Raw genomic sequence first — 15,144 nt, forward strand, 5'->3', positions numbered from 1 at the left:
CATATATATTTTGTCCGTCTATTTCTAAAAAATGTATGTTAACGTAATGTTAGGAAATAAGAAAGGGATGAAAAATGAGACGTATTTATTTTATAGGACTAATTTTGTACACGCTAATTGTATTGCATGTTGCATTCCCAAATATCTTTTCATTTGAGGATTTAGAAACAGTATACGTTGCGATATTTATTTTTGCTCTATTTGTAGTAGATTGCTTTATTTCTATATGGCTTTCGAAAAGAAAAGATATACAAGGCAAAAAAGAAATGGAACGGAAAAAGAGAAAACGTTCATTTTGGATGATGACGTACTGTTTGTCTTTAGTGCTTACTGCTGCTTTTTTTAGTGAGCATATTCCATTAGAAAGATTAAATATTGGATTTGGAGCGTTCGTATTCGCATACTATTTTTTTATGCACTTTCTTCCTTATATGAAAGAAAAGCGAGGAGAAGAGGAAAATCCGCTTGTAGAAGAAGCGAAAGAACAAGAGCATAAGAGAATAGAAGGGGATATAAAGAAACTTGGAGAACAAAAATGGTATTTAAAATCAAAAATCATATATGTTCTTTGCTTCATTACGCCGCCAATTGGCTATTTGTCCGTCTTCTTACTTCGTAAAAAAATGACAGAAGATACAAAGCAAACGTATTTAACAGTTGCGACAATCATGATGGCATTATGGTCTTTGAAGTTTCTGCCGCCTTATGTATTGGCAATTACCGTTGTTGTCGTAGCATGTTTTGTGTTTATAGTGAAGTTGATAAAATGAAAAACACCAAGCCTATGTGGACTTGGTGTTTTATCTATAAATTAAAGATCACCTTGCTCCTCATCACCACGAACAACAAGGACATCGCATTTCGCATAGCGAATAATATGTTCAGAGACGCTACCGATTAGGAAGCGTTCAACAGCATTTAAACCAGTCGCACCACACATAATTAAATCTACTTTATGGTTTGGAGCGATTTCTTTTGAAATTTTAGATTTAGGATTACCAAATTCTAATACAGTTTCAATTTTTTCAAGACCAGCTTCAAGCGCAGTTTTTTTGTAGTCTTCTAATAAGTCTTCTGCAAATAGATTTGCACGTTCAGCAATTGCACGGCTATAAGCCTCTACTGCTGAGTACGCTTTTACATCAACGATATGAGCGATTGTTAATATTGCATTGTTGCGCTTTGCGACTTGAATTGCTTTTTTAAAGGCTTTTTCTGCTTCTTTAGAACCATCCACCGCAATTAAAATATTTGTATATGTATTATTCATAGTAAATTCCTCCCAATCTGTTTTGTAACTGTTTACAACTTAATTATAAAACAAATTTTGGTAACGTGCTTGCCAGAAACGTTACAGAATTTTGAAAACTCTGTTTCAATTCATTTTAGTTGTAATTGGAGCGAGAACTTGTTACATATGAAGTATAGCAATTTAAAAGGAGGCAGTTTTGTGAGACACGCGCTCATTACAGCCGGTACGAAAGGTTTAGGAAAGCAAGTAACAGAAAAGTTATTGGCTAAAGGATATTCAGTAACAGTAACGTATCATAGCGATATCACGGCTATGGAAAAGTTGAAAGAAACATATAAAAATATGGAAGAGCGTCTACAATTCGTGCAAGCGGATGTCACGAAAAAGGAAGATTTACATAAAATAGTAGAAGAAGCGATAAGCCGTTTTGGCAAAATTGATTTCTTAATTAATAATGCTGGTCCATATGTATTTGAACGAAAAAAGTTAGTTGATTATGAAGAAGATGAATGGAATGAAATGATTCAGGGAAATTTAACAGCGGTATTTCATTTATTAAAACTTGTCGTTCCGGTCATGAGAAAACAGAACTTTGGCCGTATTATTAATTACGGATTTCAAGGGGCGGATAGTGCACCGGGATGGATTTATCGCTCAGCTTTTGCGGCAGCGAAAGTAGGACTTGTTTCATTAACGAAAACAGTTGCTTATGAAGAAGCGGAGTATGGTATTACTGCGAACATGGTATGTCCTGGTGATATTATTGGCGATATGAAAGAGGCAACTATTCAAGAAGCACGTCAGCTAAAAGAGCATAACACACCGATTGGTAGATCTGGAACAGGTGAAGATATTGCAAGAACCATTTCGTTTTTATGTGAGGACGATTCCGATATGATTACCGGTACAATTATTGAAGTGACTGGTGCAGTGGATGTTATTCATAGACATCGATAGAATAAAATAAGATGAAGTTTCGAATAATTGGACAGTTTATCCATTGTGCTGAGAGGTGCGGATAATACTGTCTTTTAATATAAAATTAAATCTATCGGAAAACTCGTGTTATTTTTTTGTCAAATATTGAGATATTATGTTAAAATATAAGAGCGTAGAAAGCGCTTTAAAAAATGATTCAGGGGTCATTTCATAACTCAAGGGGGAACTAATCATGCGTATCGGTATTCCAACAGAAATTAAAAACAATGAAAACCGTGTGGCAATGACGCCAGCGGGAGCAGTACATTTAGTACAAAATGGTCATGAAGTTTTTGTTCAAAAAGGAGCAGGTTTAGGATCTGGCTTTACGGATGAAGAATACGTACAAGCTGGTGCGAAACTTGTAGAAACTGCTGAAGAAGCATGGAATCAAGATATGGTTATGAAGGTGAAAGAGCCAGTAGCAAGTGAATACGGCTATTTCCGTGAAGGTTTAATTTTATTCACATACTTACACTTAGCTCCAGAACCAGAATTAACGAAAGCATTAATCGATAACAAAGTTGCATCAATCGCATACGAAACAGTACAATTAGACAATCGTTCTTTACCATTACTTGCACCTATGAGTGAAGTAGCTGGTCGTATGTCTGCACAAATCGGTGCACAATTCCTTGAGAAAAACAAAGGCGGTAAAGGTATTTTACTTGCAGGCGTTCCAGGGGTAAAACGCGGCAAAGTAACAATCATCGGCGGTGGTCAAGCTGGTACAAACGCAGCTAAGATTGCAGTAGGTTTAGGTGCAGATGTAACAATCATTGACTTAAGTGCAGAACGTCTTCGTCAATTAGATGATATTTTCGGTAACCAAGTAAAAACATTAATGTCTAATCCATACAACATTGCAGAAGCTGTTAAAGAATCTGACCTTGTTATTGGAGCAGTATTAATTCCGGGTGCAAAAGCGCCAAAACTTGTAACTGAAGAAATGATTCAATCAATGGAACCAGGTTCTGTCGTTGTAGATATTGCGATTGACCAAGGTGGTATTTTCGAAACAACTGATCGTATTACAACTCATGACAACCCAACTTACGAAAAACATGGCGTTGTTCATTATGCAGTTGCTAATATGCCAGGTGCGGTTCCACGTACGTCAACTCTTGCATTAACAAACGTAACAGTACCATATGCAGTACAAATTGCGAACAAAGGCTATAAAGATGCTTGCCTAGGCAACTCTGCATTATTAAAAGGTATTAACACATTAGATGGATATGTAACATTCGAAGCAGTTGCAGAAGCTCACGGCTTACAATACGCTGATGCGAAAGAGCTACTTGAAAAAGCTCCTGCTTTATCATAATAGAAATACATTTGAGACCTTCCTTTTCATAAGGAGGGTCTTTTTTATATGGGGAAATAACATGTGAATAATTGTTATTTATTGGTGTAAATCGATTTTTATTATGATAATTTAGAATTATATAATAAAAGAGGGGATTCAATGGGGAGTAAAAAAAGGAAGCAAAAGCAAGCTAAAAGACAAAAGTACATAAAGAAAAAACAGAAACAGAACATACCTTTTTCACAAAAAGTAGTCATTATGATAGAAAAAACATTCCGGTATATTTGTATGGCTCTGTATGTAATTTTGTGTATGTATTCATTTGGAGTGTTTTACAGTTTTGGGATAACTCCCAATATTATTGAGAGCATTCTAGAATTTATACTTGTTGTAATAGAATTAGCCTTATTCGTTATACTCTTTGCTACAGTATGGCCTAGTCATGAAAGTAAAAAAGATAGAAAAAGAAGCAAAAAATCTTCATACGCTTCAAGCTCATCAAGTGGATTCGGTCACTACAGTAGCAGTGATTGTAGTAGCTCAAGTGATGGTGGAGGAGATTGCGGAGGTGGTGGAGATTAAGTTAATTTTTCAGAAGAACGACTAACGAAAGGATGGGATGAAATATGGAAACTGTGAACTTAATAGAATTAACAAAAGACATTCAAGATCAACATAAAAACTTCGTCGTTTCAAATATAAACAGTCATTGTTTACGAATCGCTGTATTTACTGGTGAATATGATTGGCACTATCATTCTAATTCGGATGAATTATTTATTGTGCTAGAGGGAGAATTACTTATTGATTTTGAAGATGGAGAAACAGCGGTTTTAAAGCCAAATGATTCTATTTTAATTCCAGCATGTACGATTCATAGAACGAGAGCATTAAAGAGAACGGTAAATCTTTGTTTTGAACATATAGAGGCTGATACGATTAAAGTGGAGCAATTATGAAAAAATTATCTGTAGCCGATTATAGAAAAGTTCTTCCGGTTTTAGAAGGTAATACAAGAACGACGACGTTTGCTTATGCGGTATGTGATCAAATGATAGATGGTGAGGTTTTTATAAACGGGCAATTAACAGCAGGATTAATTATTACAGCTAATGGTATCTATTATTTATTTGGTGATACGGATGATCAAAATTATAACGAAGAGTTATTTTCATATTTAAAAACGGCTATTGAAAAAACAGAGAAGAGATTTACACTGTTCACTTCGAGTGAAGAGTGGGAAATGATGATAGAAGAGCGTTTTAGTAATGTACTTCGGAACATCCCGCGAATGAAATTTCAAAGCGTAACCTTTGAAGAGAGTCAACGAGATTTTAACAAAAATACATATGAAGTGAAGCGTATTGATAGAAGAGATATAGAGCGCAGCAGTGAATTTAAAGAGGAGTACTACAAAGAGTATTGGGGATCAAAAGAAACGTTTTTGAACAGTGGTTTTGGATTTTGTATAGAACAAGATGGGATAATTGTAGCTGAATGTGTCTCAATATTTAGCGGGAATGGTTTTGCTGAAATAGATATTGCAACACATGAAGCACATCAAGGGAAAGGATTAGCTCAAGCTGTTGCAACAAGGTTCATTGAACATTGCATGCAAAATGACATTATACCGAGCTGGGATTGTTATGTAGACAATATTCCTTCGCGAAAATTAGCTAGTAAATTAAGTTTTTATCATCCAATAGAATATAGTTTGTTTGTACGTAAGAAAACGGGGGAATAAAAATGAATGTAGAATTAACAAGATTTAAAGTTAAGCCTGGTAAGAGTCATCGAGTAGATGAATGGATGCAGCTTCTTAATGACAATTTGAAAGAAGTGCTTTTGACATTAAACGACGAAAAAATGTACGTTGAGACAATTTTTCGGGAAATAAGAGATGGAGAAGAGTACTTATATTGGTATTCTGTGCAAGGAGAAGGTGGTATTTTTGTCGAAAATTCGCATCATGAAATTGATAAAAAGCACTTAGCATTTTGGTATGAATGTATCGATGAAGAAGCACCGTCTATTGATATGAAAACAGAAGTTGTTATGATTCAAGATGTTGTGAAGGAAGCGATGAAATAATAGATTGTTATTTTATAACCGTAAAATGATCTTCTTTTTTGTTGGAATATATATTATTGGAGATGCTGTAGGATGAAAATTAGTAATAAATATATCACTCTCGGTGAAATAGAAATAATAAGAGAACCTTTAAATAAATTGCATGAATATCATAATAATAAATCAAAACATTTTTCTGGTGATTATCCAAGAATGACATTTGAGGAACGTATTGAAAATTATAAACAGAATTCAAATTACGGAGAATATAGAATTGAATTATTAGTTGAGGCGGAAACAGATGATATATTAGGGTTTTGTATAGCGTATAGTAAAAGTGTAAGCGGAAAGATTGAAGTTTTATTCGTTGATGAAAAATACCGAAGAAACGGATTTGGCTTAAAATTAATGAATAGTGCAGTGGAATGGTTTAAAGCGAAGAAGATAGATGAAATTGAATTAACAGTAGTGTATGGAAATGAAGCTGTATCGTTTTATGAAAAGTTGGGGTTCTATCCTCGTTCAATTATTATGGCAACTAAGTCATAACGATAGTATGGGGAGAGAGGAGTGGGAGTTTTTGCTTCAAAAAAATGATTCATATTTTACTAAAATATATGTGAAAAGCGCATCAAAATGGATGTGCTTTTTATTATGAAACAATTTATAAAAGCTGCATTTTGATGTCTTTAAGTGAAAATAAAGAGGGATACTGAGAATATTTTAGGGTAAACTATAAAGTGAAACTTTAATCAGTGTGGGGTTCATCCCCCATCTAACTTCTTGCTTCCGCTGAATTTTGATGTGAGGTCTTACTGCCCGTTAATGCGGGATAAAGAAATAAAAAACACCAAACCAAAAGACTTACCAATATACGGTATAGTCGTAACAGGAAAAACAGAGGATTTACAAAGTTTACAAGGGTCACCGTATATTAAGGCTGCTGTAAGAGGTGTAACAGTTGAGAAATATTGATTACAAGTAATTAATGTGAATAATCAGAAAATTTATGTTATAATATGGGAAAAGGAGGTTTATATGAGGCAAATACATGGAGCAATTTATATTTACATAACAATGTTTTTCGTGGCGATATCCTATGGATTGGGGCACGTGTATTCGCATCCTATACTAACTTTTTTAAGTGGAGCATGTATGGCGTTTGCGCTTCTTGTCCACCTTTTCTCAGTTTGGATCGTGAAATTTCAATTAAATATTAGTGAAATAGAAGAAGGCACTTTTTGAGTGGCCTTCTTTTTTAATAATATTTTGGAAGCTCTTGTAGCAATTTTTCAATTTCGAATTCGGTTTCTTCACATATAGAAAGTGTGCGTAGTCTGAAAAATAAGCTACGTAAGAAAGATTTTGTATTTCCATATAAAAACTCGTACGATTCAATAGGTAGTGCTTGTTTTTGGACCAGTAATTGAGCTACTAAGTCACGAAGGGCTAATATGAGTATTTCTTCTTTTAGGCCATTTTGCAGCATTGCGACAATCGGATAAACGAGACGCTCGTCTTCTTCATATTTGTAGTAAATAGAATGGACACAAACTTTGTTTAACAAAGTTTTTAATATCTCTTCGTAATGTAAAGTTTCTAGTTTAGGACTATGAACAAGCGCCTCAAATGTATCGGAAGCATGTGCGATACTATGTGCCCAGCCGTGGTCTTGCACATATCCGCGGAAATCATGTTCATTGTTCATATATAGAATTAATTGATCTTTTACAGTTAAAATATCATTCTGTGATAAGAAATTATGAGTTGTATCTGCATCTATAATGAGCGCAATTAATAAGGTCGTAAATGCACGAGTAAATACAGCATCTTCATCATCTGAATGAATCTTATACAATAAATATTTTTCACCGATGCTTTCTAATAATAGTTTCTGTAATTGTGTGTGTGAAAGGTAGCGATTTTTGATGAGATGATAAAAAGTAGAGTAGATGAGTTTGTCCCTTAAGTAGCTATCAGTAACACCGATATGTTCAAGCATACTGGAACTTAAAGAATCAATATGAAGTGTGTTATCTATGATGTAATTATTATTACGAATTTTTTCTAACTGTTGTTGTAACATATAAACCTCCTGTTTTAGAAAATTCTGTATTTTTATAATATAATAAGAGGAAGAAATAGACAATAAATAAGTGCATTTGAATGGAGAGGGCATTATGAAGAGAGCATTATTCTTTTTTATTAGTATTTTCTTTTTAGGAAGCTGTTCCATTTCGTATGTTAATTTTTCTAGCGAGAGCAAAAGTTGGACTGGACAATATAAAGGGCATATTAAGGATGACAGTGAAGATGGAATGTTTACGTTTCAATATAAGGGTGGGGATGGAAAGATAGAATTTAAAAACTTAGAGATTGCTATTAATGGAGCCTTTAGTACAATGACACAAACGTCAGAAGTTCATAAAGGAGCAAGGGTTGAAATAAAATCTTCTTGTGTAAGTTGTGCACCTCTATCTAAAGATGAACCGATAGAAGTTGTAATTAAATGGGATGATAAGTATGAGGAGAAGATGGTGTTAAATTTGAAATAGCCTAAAGTAAGGAGTTAAAAATGAATAGGCATGTGAAAATTGTTATGTTTTTAAGTGTATTTCTAGTCATATTATCAGCTTGTACTACAAAACAAGTAGAGCAGGTAACGGTAAAAGAAGTCCCTAAAGAAGGGTATATCATATTAAGAAATGACACGGTATTTTTTGTCGATGATAAAACGTTTAACACAAAAGTAGAGTTGCAAAATTATATAGAACAACAAATGAATAAAGAGCATCCATCACATATAGTCTTGAGCTTTAAGGACAAAGACGCATATAAACAGTTAAAAACAGGGGATAAAATAAAAGTATGGTTTTCTCAAATACTTGAAAGCTATCCAGCAAGAATGATTGTAGAGAAATTTGAAATAGTAGAGGAATAAAAAAAGGCAGCATTCACGCTGCCTTTTTATTATTTTACAAATTGTAATTCTTTCGGGAATTTCGTTAAAATTTCTGATCCGTCTTTTGTAATGTAAATATCATCTTCAATACGAACGCCACCTACGTTTGGTACGTAAATACCAGGTTCGATTGTGAAGACCATACCTTCTTTTAATGGAGACTCGTTACCAGCTTTTACATCTGGATATTCGTGTACGCTAATTCCAAGTCCATGACCAAGTCGGTGCGGGAAGAAGTCTCCGTAACCTGCATCTGCGATAACAGAACGAGCAGCGTTATCGATTGCGCCAAGTGTAACACCTGGTTTACATGCTTCAACTGCTTGTAGTTGTCCAGCAAGTACAGTATTGTAAATGCGAGTTTGCTCTTCAGAAATCTCACCGAATGCTACTGTACGTGTAATATCAGAGCAATAACCTTCAATGATTACACCTAAATCAAATAGTACGAAATCACCGCGCTTCATTTTGTTTGCGCCAGGAATACCGTGTGGAAGAGCAGAGTTTGCACCCGCTAATACCATCGTATCAAATGACATCTTATGTATGCCTTTTGTTTTTAATTCGTGTTCAATAATTGCTAATACTTCTAGCTCGCTACGGTTTTCTTTAATTGCATTTACACCAACTTCAACAGCGTAGTCCGCCATTTTAGCTGCTTCGCGTAAAATAGAAAGTTCTTTTTCATCTTTAATTAAACGAAGTTCGCGAACTTTCTCCTCAGCTGATTTGAAAGCTGCATTTGGGAATAATTTCGTTAATTCTTCGTAGCGCTCTACGTTTAAATGTTCTTTTTCAATTGCAACTGCATTTGCATTGATGCCGCGGTCTTTAATTGCTTTTGCAATCATATCCCATGGTCTGTCAGTATCAGTAAATCCGATAATTTCATGTGCCCAGCCAGCGTTACGTGCTTGACCTTCTTCCATTTTAGGACAAATTAAAATAGGTTCTTTTTCTTGGAATACAAACATACCAAGTAATCTTTCATGCGGTTCACAGTGGAAGTTCGTCATGTAGAAGACGTTCGGTGTAGAAGTTAAGAACGCAGCTTCTACGTTTTTTTCTTTTAGCCATTGCATTAAATTTTCTAATCTAGCATTCATCGATTGGCACCCCCGAGATATTTAATTACAAATATAACTTTAACTCGGAAGAAAGCGTTATGACAAGTAAATAGATGTTAGAAAAGACAGGGAATTGAAAAATCATGTAGAATAAAAAGTGAGAATGTGAATAGGGGAGGAATGTAATAATGAAAGTATCTTATCATGGGCATTCAGTTGTGAAAATTGAGGCGAATGGAAAAGTTATTTTAATTGACCCGTTTTTAACAGGTAATCCGAAAACAGATTTAAAAGCTGAAGATGTAAAAGTGGATGCAATCCTTTTATCGCATGGACACGGTGATCATGTTGGAGATACAGTAGAACTTGCGAAGAAAAATAATGCAGTTGTTGTAGCGCCATTTGAACTAGCAACATTTTTAAGTTGGCAAGGTGTAAATACACATCCGATGCATATTGGTGGTTCACATGAATTTGACTTCGGAAAAGTGAAGTTTACACAAGCATTCCACGGCTCTAGTTATATTGATGAAGCAAATAAGGCGATTACATATACAGGTATGCCAGCAGGTATTTTATTTACAGCAGAAGAGAAAACAGTGTACCACGCAGGAGATACTGCACTATTCTCTGATATGAAGTTAATTGGGGAATTAAATAAAGTTGATCTAGCATTTTTACCAATTGGTGATAATTTCACAATGGGACCAGAAGATGCTGTACTAGCGGCAAAATGGATTAATGCGAAAACTGTTGTACCGATGCATTACAATACGTTCCCAGTTATTGAACAAGATCCATATCAATTTGTAGAAAAGCTACAAAATTGTACAGGGAAAGTATTAGAAGCTGGAGAAAGTATTACACTATAGAAAAGAAACCCTTCATTTGAAAAGAAAAGTGAAGGGTTTTTACGTGTGTAGAACAGCTTTTAATGTTTGTATTTGTTTTGGTGATTCTTTTCTTTTGGTACGTGGTTGTTCAGGTGTTTCATTCAATTCCATTGCAACTTTTTTCCCATCTACGAAAGCTAAAAATACAGCACCTACAACCTCTAAAAGTTTTTTCATCATGTGTTCGCTCCTTTGTTTTATTTCTTGTCTTCATTGTATAGGGAATCAAGTGGGCGAACTATCGAATGAGATGACAATAGCATTACATTGTTGTAATAGAATGACTGGTGGAATGTAAGAGTCATTTTGTTATAAAAAAAATAGTACAGGTATGCAAAGAGAGAGTGTAACAGTTTTGAAAATATAGTATACTGAAAGTACAACACATGAAGAATTTAGGGAAAAGAAAGTATGGTGAAACCATTTGGCTACCAAGCATAACCAAATTTTAGAACATATTAATAGCCTGCCAGTAGGCCATAAAATTTCTGTAAGACAAATTGCGAAAGATTTGAGTGTAAGTGAAGGGACAGCTTACCGTGCAATTAAAGATGCAGAAAATAAAGGGTATGTTAGTACAATTGAACGTGTCGGAACAATTCGAATTGAACAAAAGAAGAAAGAAAATATCGAAAAACTGACATATGCAGAAGTCGTTAACATTGTCGACGGTCAAGTACTTGGGGGCAGAGAAGGACTACATAAAACATTAAATAAATTCGTAATCGGAGCTATGAAATTAGAAGCGATGATGCGCTATACAGAAGCTGGGAATTTACTCATTATTGGTAACCGTACGAATGCACATCAATTAGCGCTAGAAACTGGAGCCGCTGTATTAATTACGGGCGGATTTGATACGGAAGATCATGTGAAGAAATTAGCAGACGAATTAAAGCTGCCGATTATTTCAAGTAGCTACGATACATTTACGGTTGCAACGTTAATTAACCGTGCAATTTATGACCAACTTATTAAGAAAGAAATTGTACTCGTTGAAGATATTTTAACGCCAATTGAAGAAACGTTATATTTGAAGCCAAATGATACTGTACAGCAATGGCATGCATATAACGAAGAGACAATGCACGGAAGATATCCAATTGTTGATGAAAATAAAAAGGTGCTAGGAATCGTAACTTCAAAAGATATGATCGGTGTAGCGAAAGAAACATCAATTGATAAAGTAATGACAAAACACCCAATTACAGTGAACGGTAAAATGTCTGTCGCAGCTGCGGCACGTATGATGGTGTGGGAAGGAATTGAATTACTTCCTGTCGTTGAGGAAGGAAATAAACTGCAAGGTATTATTAGCCGTCAAGATGTACTTCAGGCACTGCAAATGATTCAACGTCAGCCACAAGTTGGAGAAACAATTGATGATATTGTAACGAATCAATTTATGACGCCAAAAGAAGCGAAGAATGAGCATCTATATCAATTTTCGGTGACGCCGCAAATGACGAACTCAATCGGAACGTTATCGTACGGTGTATTTGCAACAATTGTGACAGAAGCGACAAATCGCGTTATTCGTGCGCAAAAGAAAAGCGATTTAATTGTTGAAAACTTAACAATTTATTTCGTAAAGCCGGTTCAAATTGATAATGTTGTATCCGTTCATCCGAAAGTATTAGAAATTGGGCGTAAATTTGGTAAGGTTGATGTAGAGGTGCATCATGAAGGTAATGTCGTTGGAAAAGCATTACTTATGGTTCAGTTAATTGATAAATAAAAAGATGGAACAAATCGTTTTGATTTGTTCCATTGTTTTGTTGTTTTAAATTTGAAAGGCATGATTTTAGATGAGAGTTTTAGTGAAATATGTATGGGGTGGAGTGGAAAAGTAAAGCAAGAAAAGACAGAATAGTAATTCAATTCGGTTGTATATTGTGTTATGATTATATTGTAAGAAAATGGATTTATGGAAGGTGGTATACATTATGTCGTCAGCCGTACTCTTTTTTGGTAGTATCGCACTATTTTACTTTCTTGTAATGATACCGATCCAATATTTATATTTACAAGGTTTACATGAAAAAAAGGAAAAGACAGGATTATCTCAGCGAGAGCTATATGAAAAAATGTCTTTTGGAGAAGAACAATTACATTTTCACGTACAAGGTAACCCATTTAATATACCATCTGCGTTTGTCGCATATATGATTTTAAAAGTTAGAGGACGTAAAAAAGCATCACAATTTTGATGCTTTTTTACGTTGTTTCATAGACTTCTGCTTCTTTAACTGCTAATGGTAAGAAATGTTTGTATTGGCGAAATCCATTAAATACACTTGCACTACCAAATAGAACGAATAAGATACCAACGATAATACGAGCGGTGGAAAGTTCTAAAAAGAATTGGTTTATCCCGAAGAATAAGACGAATGAACCGAGTGCCATTGCGGATTTTCCAGAGAGCCAACCTTTCTCCATTGGGCGGTTTGTACGAAAGTATTTTGTTTTGTAGAAGAGATACAACATAAATGAGACGATAATACAGAAGACTAATACTGGCATAATGAACACTCCCATCGTTTTATGAAAAAAATAGTGGAGAAAAAAGAAATATCTAAACTTTCTAACTTTTATTATAAAGCAATTGTTCGCATGTATGAAATACTTTCCGTTATAATGAGAGATAAAGTGAAGAAGTTGATTAAAAAGGAGATTATACATATGCATGAGCAAATTTTAGGAGCAATTAAAGAGTTTGATACAATTATTATTCATCGCCACGTGCGTCCGGATCCAGATGCATTAGGTTCACAGGGTGGCCTTGGTACAATTCTAAAAGAATCGTTTCCAGAGAAAAATATTTATACGGTTGGGTACAATGAACCGTCGTTAGCATACTTACGAGTAATGGATGATATTGAAGATAGTATATACGAAAATGCGCTTGTTATTGTTTGTGATACTGCGAATCAAGAACGTGTTGACGATCAACGCTATACAAAAGGGAAGATGTTAATTAAAATTGATCATCACCCAAATGAAGATCCATATGGAGATATTACGTGGGTAGATACGACAGCGAGTTCGACAAGTGAAATGATTTATGAGTTTTATAACTATGGAAAAGATAAAGGATTAAAAATAACAAAAGAAGCAGCCCGCCTTATTTTAGCAGGAATTGTTGGAGATACAGGTCGTTTCTTATTCCCAAATACGACAGCAAAAACACTTCGTTACGTAAGTGAGCTTGTTGACATGGGTGTGAAATTCACAGATTTATACAATGAAATGTATAAGACAAAAGAAAAAATTGCTCGTTTAAACGGTTATATTTTACAAAACTTTACGGTGGTAGAAGAAGGAGCAGCTTACATTAAATTAACGAAAGAAGTATTAGAAGAATTTGATGTACTTCCTTCTGAAGCATCTGGTGTTGTTGGAGCGCTTGGCAATATTGATGGATTAAAGGCGTGGGTTCTATTTTTAGAGGAAGACGACGTAATTCGTGTTCGTCTTCGTTCAAAAGGACCAGTTATAAACAAATTGGCAATGCAATATAACGGCGGAGGACATCCGATGGCTTCTGGTGCCAAGGCATCTTCTTGGGAAGAAGCGGATTGTCTTTTTGCTGATTTACGTGAGATTTGTAAATAAGGGACTATATGTTAGAACGAAAAGAAGGAGCGGCGCTAAAGCCCTCCTTCTTTATTTTTCCTTTTCTATAGTAATGCTAATTTCAAGCACTGTATCAAAAGATATTGTATCGACTTTAAAACGGTATAGTCGATCGTAATGTTTGTACGTTTTGTTTTCGATTACCTTTTTGAGTAGGTCTTTATTTTTTGCGATACTTTGAATGTTTTTCGTTAAAAGATGCTGGAGATCATTATGGATAGATGTAGTCATATTTTCGAGTGTAAGATTGTCTAAATCGTATTTTTCTCGATTGATAAGTTTTATTTTAATCTCTTGAATGGTTAAGAGCCGTTTATTTTCAGTGTTCAATTTTTCTTGATCTTCGAGAAGGACGTGGAGCTTTGCTTCTTGTTTTTCTATAATTTCTCTTTGTTCTGCTATTTTACTAGCTTGTTCTTCTTGAAAAACACCGTATATGTACAAAAAAATAAACCAGCTCAACACGCCTCCAACAGCAGCACCAGCTAATACTAAGTACCATCTTTTTGCTGTATTGGCACTTGGTACTCTCATACATGTTCCTGCGTTAGCCATTTAATAATAATGAGACCTGTTTGCATACCACCAGTTGCGAAAAAAATAAGGAGAATTTGTTTTACGATATCTTTCATATCTCCGCCAAAGAAACTTCTTTCAAAGCTATAAAAGGTATCGAATGTTCCACCAATTGCTGCAACGAGTGCCCAAATTCTTAAATTTTGGGCGAATTGATTAATGTAAGTTAGAGCTGGTTTTCCGATAAGAAACGCACCAAATCCACCAATTAATGAACCGCCAAGTATAACCCCAAAGGCAATAAAATAACTAATAATAAGCAGAGAGAAAAAAGTATGTTCTCTTACATCCATCGTCATTCCCCTTTCTTCTTCATATATATGGACAAAGTATAAGAAGTATGTTTTGATTTCCGCTTTCCTCATCACCTATAATAAAAGTAGTCAAATAGGTAAAGAGAG

22 protein-coding genes and 1 pseudogene are annotated in these 15,144 nt (G+C 34.8%); 16 read left to right on the forward strand and 7 right to left on the reverse strand.

The window, feature by feature from the left end; genetic code table 11:
* Window positions 1–74: 74 nt before the first annotated feature.
* Window positions 75–770: a hypothetical protein gene (locus tag H6481_RS12655; protein ID WP_182811934.1), complete on the forward strand. Its 696-nt coding sequence runs from the start codon at window positions 75–77 to the stop codon at window positions 768–770.
* A gap of 41 nt (window positions 771–811) precedes the next feature.
* Here H6481_RS12655 and H6481_RS12660 read toward each other — a convergent pair whose 3' ends face one another.
* Window positions 812–1,270: a universal stress protein gene (locus H6481_RS12660; protein ID WP_182811937.1), complete on the reverse strand. Its 459-nt coding sequence runs from the start codon at window positions 1,268–1,270 to the stop codon at window positions 812–814.
* A gap of 147 nt (window positions 1,271–1,417) precedes the next feature.
* Here H6481_RS12660 and H6481_RS12665 point away from each other — a divergent pair, with 147 nt between their 5' ends.
* The 9 genes and pseudogenes from H6481_RS12665 to H6481_RS12705 all read left to right on the forward strand — a co-directional run bounded on the left by H6481_RS12665 (window position 1,418) and on the right by H6481_RS12705 (window position 6,854).
* On the forward strand, window positions 1,418–2,209 hold the full coding sequence (locus H6481_RS12665) for an SDR family oxidoreductase (protein ID WP_042969124.1): 792 nt from the start codon (window positions 1,418–1,420) through the stop codon (window positions 2,207–2,209).
* A 214-nt stretch (window positions 2,210–2,423) separates the two neighbouring features.
* Window positions 2,424–3,557, forward strand: coding sequence for an alanine dehydrogenase (ald, locus tag H6481_RS12670; RefSeq protein WP_001219401.1), 1,134 nt, complete (start codon window positions 2,424–2,426; stop codon window positions 3,555–3,557).
* 141 nt (window positions 3,558–3,698) lie between these two features.
* A complete protein-coding gene (locus H6481_RS12675) occupies window positions 3,699–4,121 on the forward strand; it encodes a hypothetical protein (protein WP_000534958.1) in 423 nt (140 codons plus the stop codon).
* 44 nt (window positions 4,122–4,165) lie between these two features.
* Entirely contained in the window at window positions 4,166–4,498 is a 333-nt protein-coding gene (locus H6481_RS12680) for a cupin domain-containing protein (RefSeq protein ID WP_000450933.1), read from the forward strand.
* Window positions 4,495–5,283: a GNAT family N-acetyltransferase gene (locus tag H6481_RS12685; RefSeq protein ID WP_000736718.1), complete on the forward strand. Its 789-nt coding sequence runs from the start codon at window positions 4,495–4,497 to the stop codon at window positions 5,281–5,283. Before H6481_RS12680 ends, H6481_RS12685 begins: the two co-directional genes overlap by 4 nt.
* A gap of 2 nt (window positions 5,284–5,285) precedes the next feature.
* Window positions 5,286–5,630: a DUF6176 family protein gene (locus H6481_RS12690; protein ID WP_001100204.1), complete on the forward strand. Its 345-nt coding sequence runs from the start codon at window positions 5,286–5,288 to the stop codon at window positions 5,628–5,630.
* 72 nt (window positions 5,631–5,702) lie between these two features.
* Window positions 5,703–6,158, forward strand: a complete 456-nt coding sequence (locus H6481_RS12695; protein WP_000703678.1) for a GNAT family N-acetyltransferase — start codon at window positions 5,703–5,705, stop codon at window positions 6,156–6,158.
* A gap of 279 nt (window positions 6,159–6,437) precedes the next feature.
* Window positions 6,438–6,584 (forward strand): annotated as a pseudogene (locus tag H6481_RS12700) (anti sigma factor C-terminal domain-containing protein); the annotation flags it as partial.
* Window positions 6,585–6,647: 63 nt separating this feature from the next.
* Window positions 6,648–6,854: a hypothetical protein gene (locus H6481_RS12705; protein ID WP_001248905.1), complete on the forward strand. Its 207-nt coding sequence runs from the start codon at window positions 6,648–6,650 to the stop codon at window positions 6,852–6,854.
* A gap of 13 nt (window positions 6,855–6,867) precedes the next feature.
* Here H6481_RS12705 and H6481_RS12710 read toward each other — a convergent pair whose 3' ends face one another.
* Window positions 6,868–7,695: a DUF2785 domain-containing protein gene (locus H6481_RS12710; protein ID WP_016080089.1), complete on the reverse strand. Its 828-nt coding sequence runs from the start codon at window positions 7,693–7,695 to the stop codon at window positions 6,868–6,870.
* A 94-nt stretch (window positions 7,696–7,789) separates the two neighbouring features.
* Here H6481_RS12710 and H6481_RS12715 point away from each other — a divergent pair, with 94 nt between their 5' ends.
* Window positions 7,790–8,164: a hypothetical protein gene (locus H6481_RS12715; RefSeq protein WP_142238898.1), complete on the forward strand. Its 375-nt coding sequence runs from the start codon at window positions 7,790–7,792 to the stop codon at window positions 8,162–8,164.
* A 20-nt stretch (window positions 8,165–8,184) separates the two neighbouring features.
* A complete protein-coding gene (locus tag H6481_RS12720) occupies window positions 8,185–8,550 on the forward strand; it encodes a DUF3221 domain-containing protein (RefSeq protein ID WP_071731423.1) in 366 nt (121 codons plus the stop codon).
* A gap of 29 nt (window positions 8,551–8,579) precedes the next feature.
* On the opposite strand, the gene pepQ is transcribed toward H6481_RS12720, so the two are convergent.
* Entirely contained in the window at window positions 8,580–9,677 is a 1,098-nt protein-coding gene (gene pepQ / locus H6481_RS12725; protein ID WP_000994037.1) for a Xaa-Pro dipeptidase, read from the reverse strand.
* 149 nt (window positions 9,678–9,826) lie between these two features.
* Here pepQ and H6481_RS12730 point away from each other — a divergent pair, with 149 nt between their 5' ends.
* Complete coding sequence (locus H6481_RS12730; RefSeq protein WP_182811940.1) at window positions 9,827–10,510, forward strand: metal-dependent hydrolase; 684 nt, start codon at window positions 9,827–9,829, stop codon at window positions 10,508–10,510.
* 39 nt (window positions 10,511–10,549) lie between these two features.
* Here H6481_RS12730 and H6481_RS12735 read toward each other — a convergent pair whose 3' ends face one another.
* A complete protein-coding gene (locus H6481_RS12735) occupies window positions 10,550–10,711 on the reverse strand; it encodes a hypothetical protein (RefSeq protein WP_182811943.1) in 162 nt (53 codons plus the stop codon).
* Window positions 10,712–10,955: 244 nt separating this feature from the next.
* On the opposite strand from H6481_RS12735, the gene H6481_RS12740 reads away from it, so the two are divergent.
* On the forward strand, window positions 10,956–12,269 hold the full coding sequence (locus H6481_RS12740; RefSeq protein ID WP_069356286.1) for a DRTGG domain-containing protein: 1,314 nt from the start codon (window positions 10,956–10,958) through the stop codon (window positions 12,267–12,269).
* A gap of 208 nt (window positions 12,270–12,477) precedes the next feature.
* Window positions 12,478–12,741, forward strand: coding sequence for a DUF3949 domain-containing protein (locus H6481_RS12745; RefSeq protein WP_000093046.1), 264 nt, complete (start codon window positions 12,478–12,480; stop codon window positions 12,739–12,741).
* Window positions 12,742–12,748: 7 nt separating this feature from the next.
* Here H6481_RS12745 and H6481_RS12750 read toward each other — a convergent pair whose 3' ends face one another.
* Window positions 12,749–13,054: a YtpI family protein gene (locus H6481_RS12750; RefSeq protein WP_001144766.1), complete on the reverse strand. Its 306-nt coding sequence runs from the start codon at window positions 13,052–13,054 to the stop codon at window positions 12,749–12,751.
* A 159-nt stretch (window positions 13,055–13,213) separates the two neighbouring features.
* Between H6481_RS12750 and H6481_RS12755 the strand changes: the two genes are divergently transcribed.
* Window positions 13,214–14,146: a bifunctional oligoribonuclease/PAP phosphatase NrnA gene (locus H6481_RS12755; protein ID WP_182811946.1), complete on the forward strand. Its 933-nt coding sequence runs from the start codon at window positions 13,214–13,216 to the stop codon at window positions 14,144–14,146.
* Window positions 14,147–14,197: 51 nt separating this feature from the next.
* On the opposite strand, the gene ytrI is transcribed toward H6481_RS12755, so the two are convergent.
* The gene (gene ytrI / locus H6481_RS12760; protein ID WP_001265736.1) at window positions 14,198–14,701 is read right to left on the reverse strand and encodes a sporulation membrane protein YtrI; all 504 of its coding nucleotides are present in this window, start codon (window positions 14,699–14,701) and stop codon (window positions 14,198–14,200) included.
* Window positions 14,698–15,111: a YtrH family sporulation protein gene (locus H6481_RS12765; protein WP_002005839.1), complete on the reverse strand. Its 414-nt coding sequence runs from the start codon at window positions 15,109–15,111 to the stop codon at window positions 14,698–14,700. The genes ytrI and H6481_RS12765 overlap by 4 nt, the downstream gene beginning before the upstream one ends.
* Window positions 15,112–15,144 lie beyond the last annotated feature (33 nt).

The sequence above is a fragment of the Bacillus sp. ME78 genome (genome assembly GCF_903970865.1).
Lineage (GTDB): Bacteria > Bacillota > Bacilli > Bacillales > Bacillaceae_G > Bacillus_A > Bacillus_A cereus.

Bases quoted from the DNA above. Each gene is read 5' to 3' on its own strand.
- H6481_RS12730 (WP_182811940.1), top strand. From the start codon at position 9,827: ATGAAAGTATCTTATCATGGGCATTCAGTTGTGAAAATTGAGGCGAAT.
- H6481_RS12695 (WP_000703678.1), top strand. From the start codon at position 5,703: ATGAAAATTAGTAATAAATATATCACTCTCGGTGAAATAGAAATAATA.
- H6481_RS12755 (WP_182811946.1), top strand. From the start codon at position 13,214: ATGCATGAGCAAATTTTAGGAGCAATTAAAGAGTTTGATACAATTATT.
- H6481_RS12655 (WP_182811934.1), top strand. From the start codon at position 75: ATGAGACGTATTTATTTTATAGGACTAATTTTGTACACGCTAATTGTA.
- H6481_RS12690 (WP_001100204.1), top strand. From the start codon at position 5,286: ATGAATGTAGAATTAACAAGATTTAAAGTTAAGCCTGGTAAGAGTCAT.
- H6481_RS12715 (WP_142238898.1), top strand. From the start codon at position 7,790: ATGAAGAGAGCATTATTCTTTTTTATTAGTATTTTCTTTTTAGGAAGC.
- pepQ (WP_000994037.1), bottom strand. From the start codon at position 9,677: ATGAATGCTAGATTAGAAAATTTAATGCAATGGCTAAAAGAAAAAAAC.
- H6481_RS12660 (WP_182811937.1), bottom strand. From the start codon at position 1,270: ATGAATAATACATATACAAATATTTTAATTGCGGTGGATGGTTCTAAA.
- H6481_RS12685 (WP_000736718.1), top strand. From the start codon at position 4,495: ATGAAAAAATTATCTGTAGCCGATTATAGAAAAGTTCTTCCGGTTTTA.
- ald (WP_001219401.1), top strand. From the start codon at position 2,424: ATGCGTATCGGTATTCCAACAGAAATTAAAAACAATGAAAACCGTGTG.
- H6481_RS12665 (WP_042969124.1), top strand. From the start codon at position 1,418: ATGAAGTATAGCAATTTAAAAGGAGGCAGTTTTGTGAGACACGCGCTC.
- H6481_RS12680 (WP_000450933.1), top strand. From the start codon at position 4,166: ATGGAAACTGTGAACTTAATAGAATTAACAAAAGACATTCAAGATCAA.
- ytrI (WP_001265736.1), bottom strand. From the start codon at position 14,701: ATGAGAGTACCAAGTGCCAATACAGCAAAAAGATGGTACTTAGTATTA.
- H6481_RS12735 (WP_182811943.1), bottom strand. From the start codon at position 10,711: ATGATGAAAAAACTTTTAGAGGTTGTAGGTGCTGTATTTTTAGCTTTC.
- H6481_RS12675 (WP_000534958.1), top strand. From the start codon at position 3,699: ATGGGGAGTAAAAAAAGGAAGCAAAAGCAAGCTAAAAGACAAAAGTAC.
- H6481_RS12720 (WP_071731423.1), top strand. From the start codon at position 8,185: ATGAATAGGCATGTGAAAATTGTTATGTTTTTAAGTGTATTTCTAGTC.
- H6481_RS12705 (WP_001248905.1), top strand. From the start codon at position 6,648: ATGAGGCAAATACATGGAGCAATTTATATTTACATAACAATGTTTTTC.
- H6481_RS12750 (WP_001144766.1), bottom strand. From the start codon at position 13,054: ATGCCAGTATTAGTCTTCTGTATTATCGTCTCATTTATGTTGTATCTC.
- H6481_RS12745 (WP_000093046.1), top strand. From the start codon at position 12,478: ATGTCGTCAGCCGTACTCTTTTTTGGTAGTATCGCACTATTTTACTTT.
- H6481_RS12710 (WP_016080089.1), bottom strand. From the start codon at position 7,695: ATGTTACAACAACAGTTAGAAAAAATTCGTAATAATAATTACATCATA.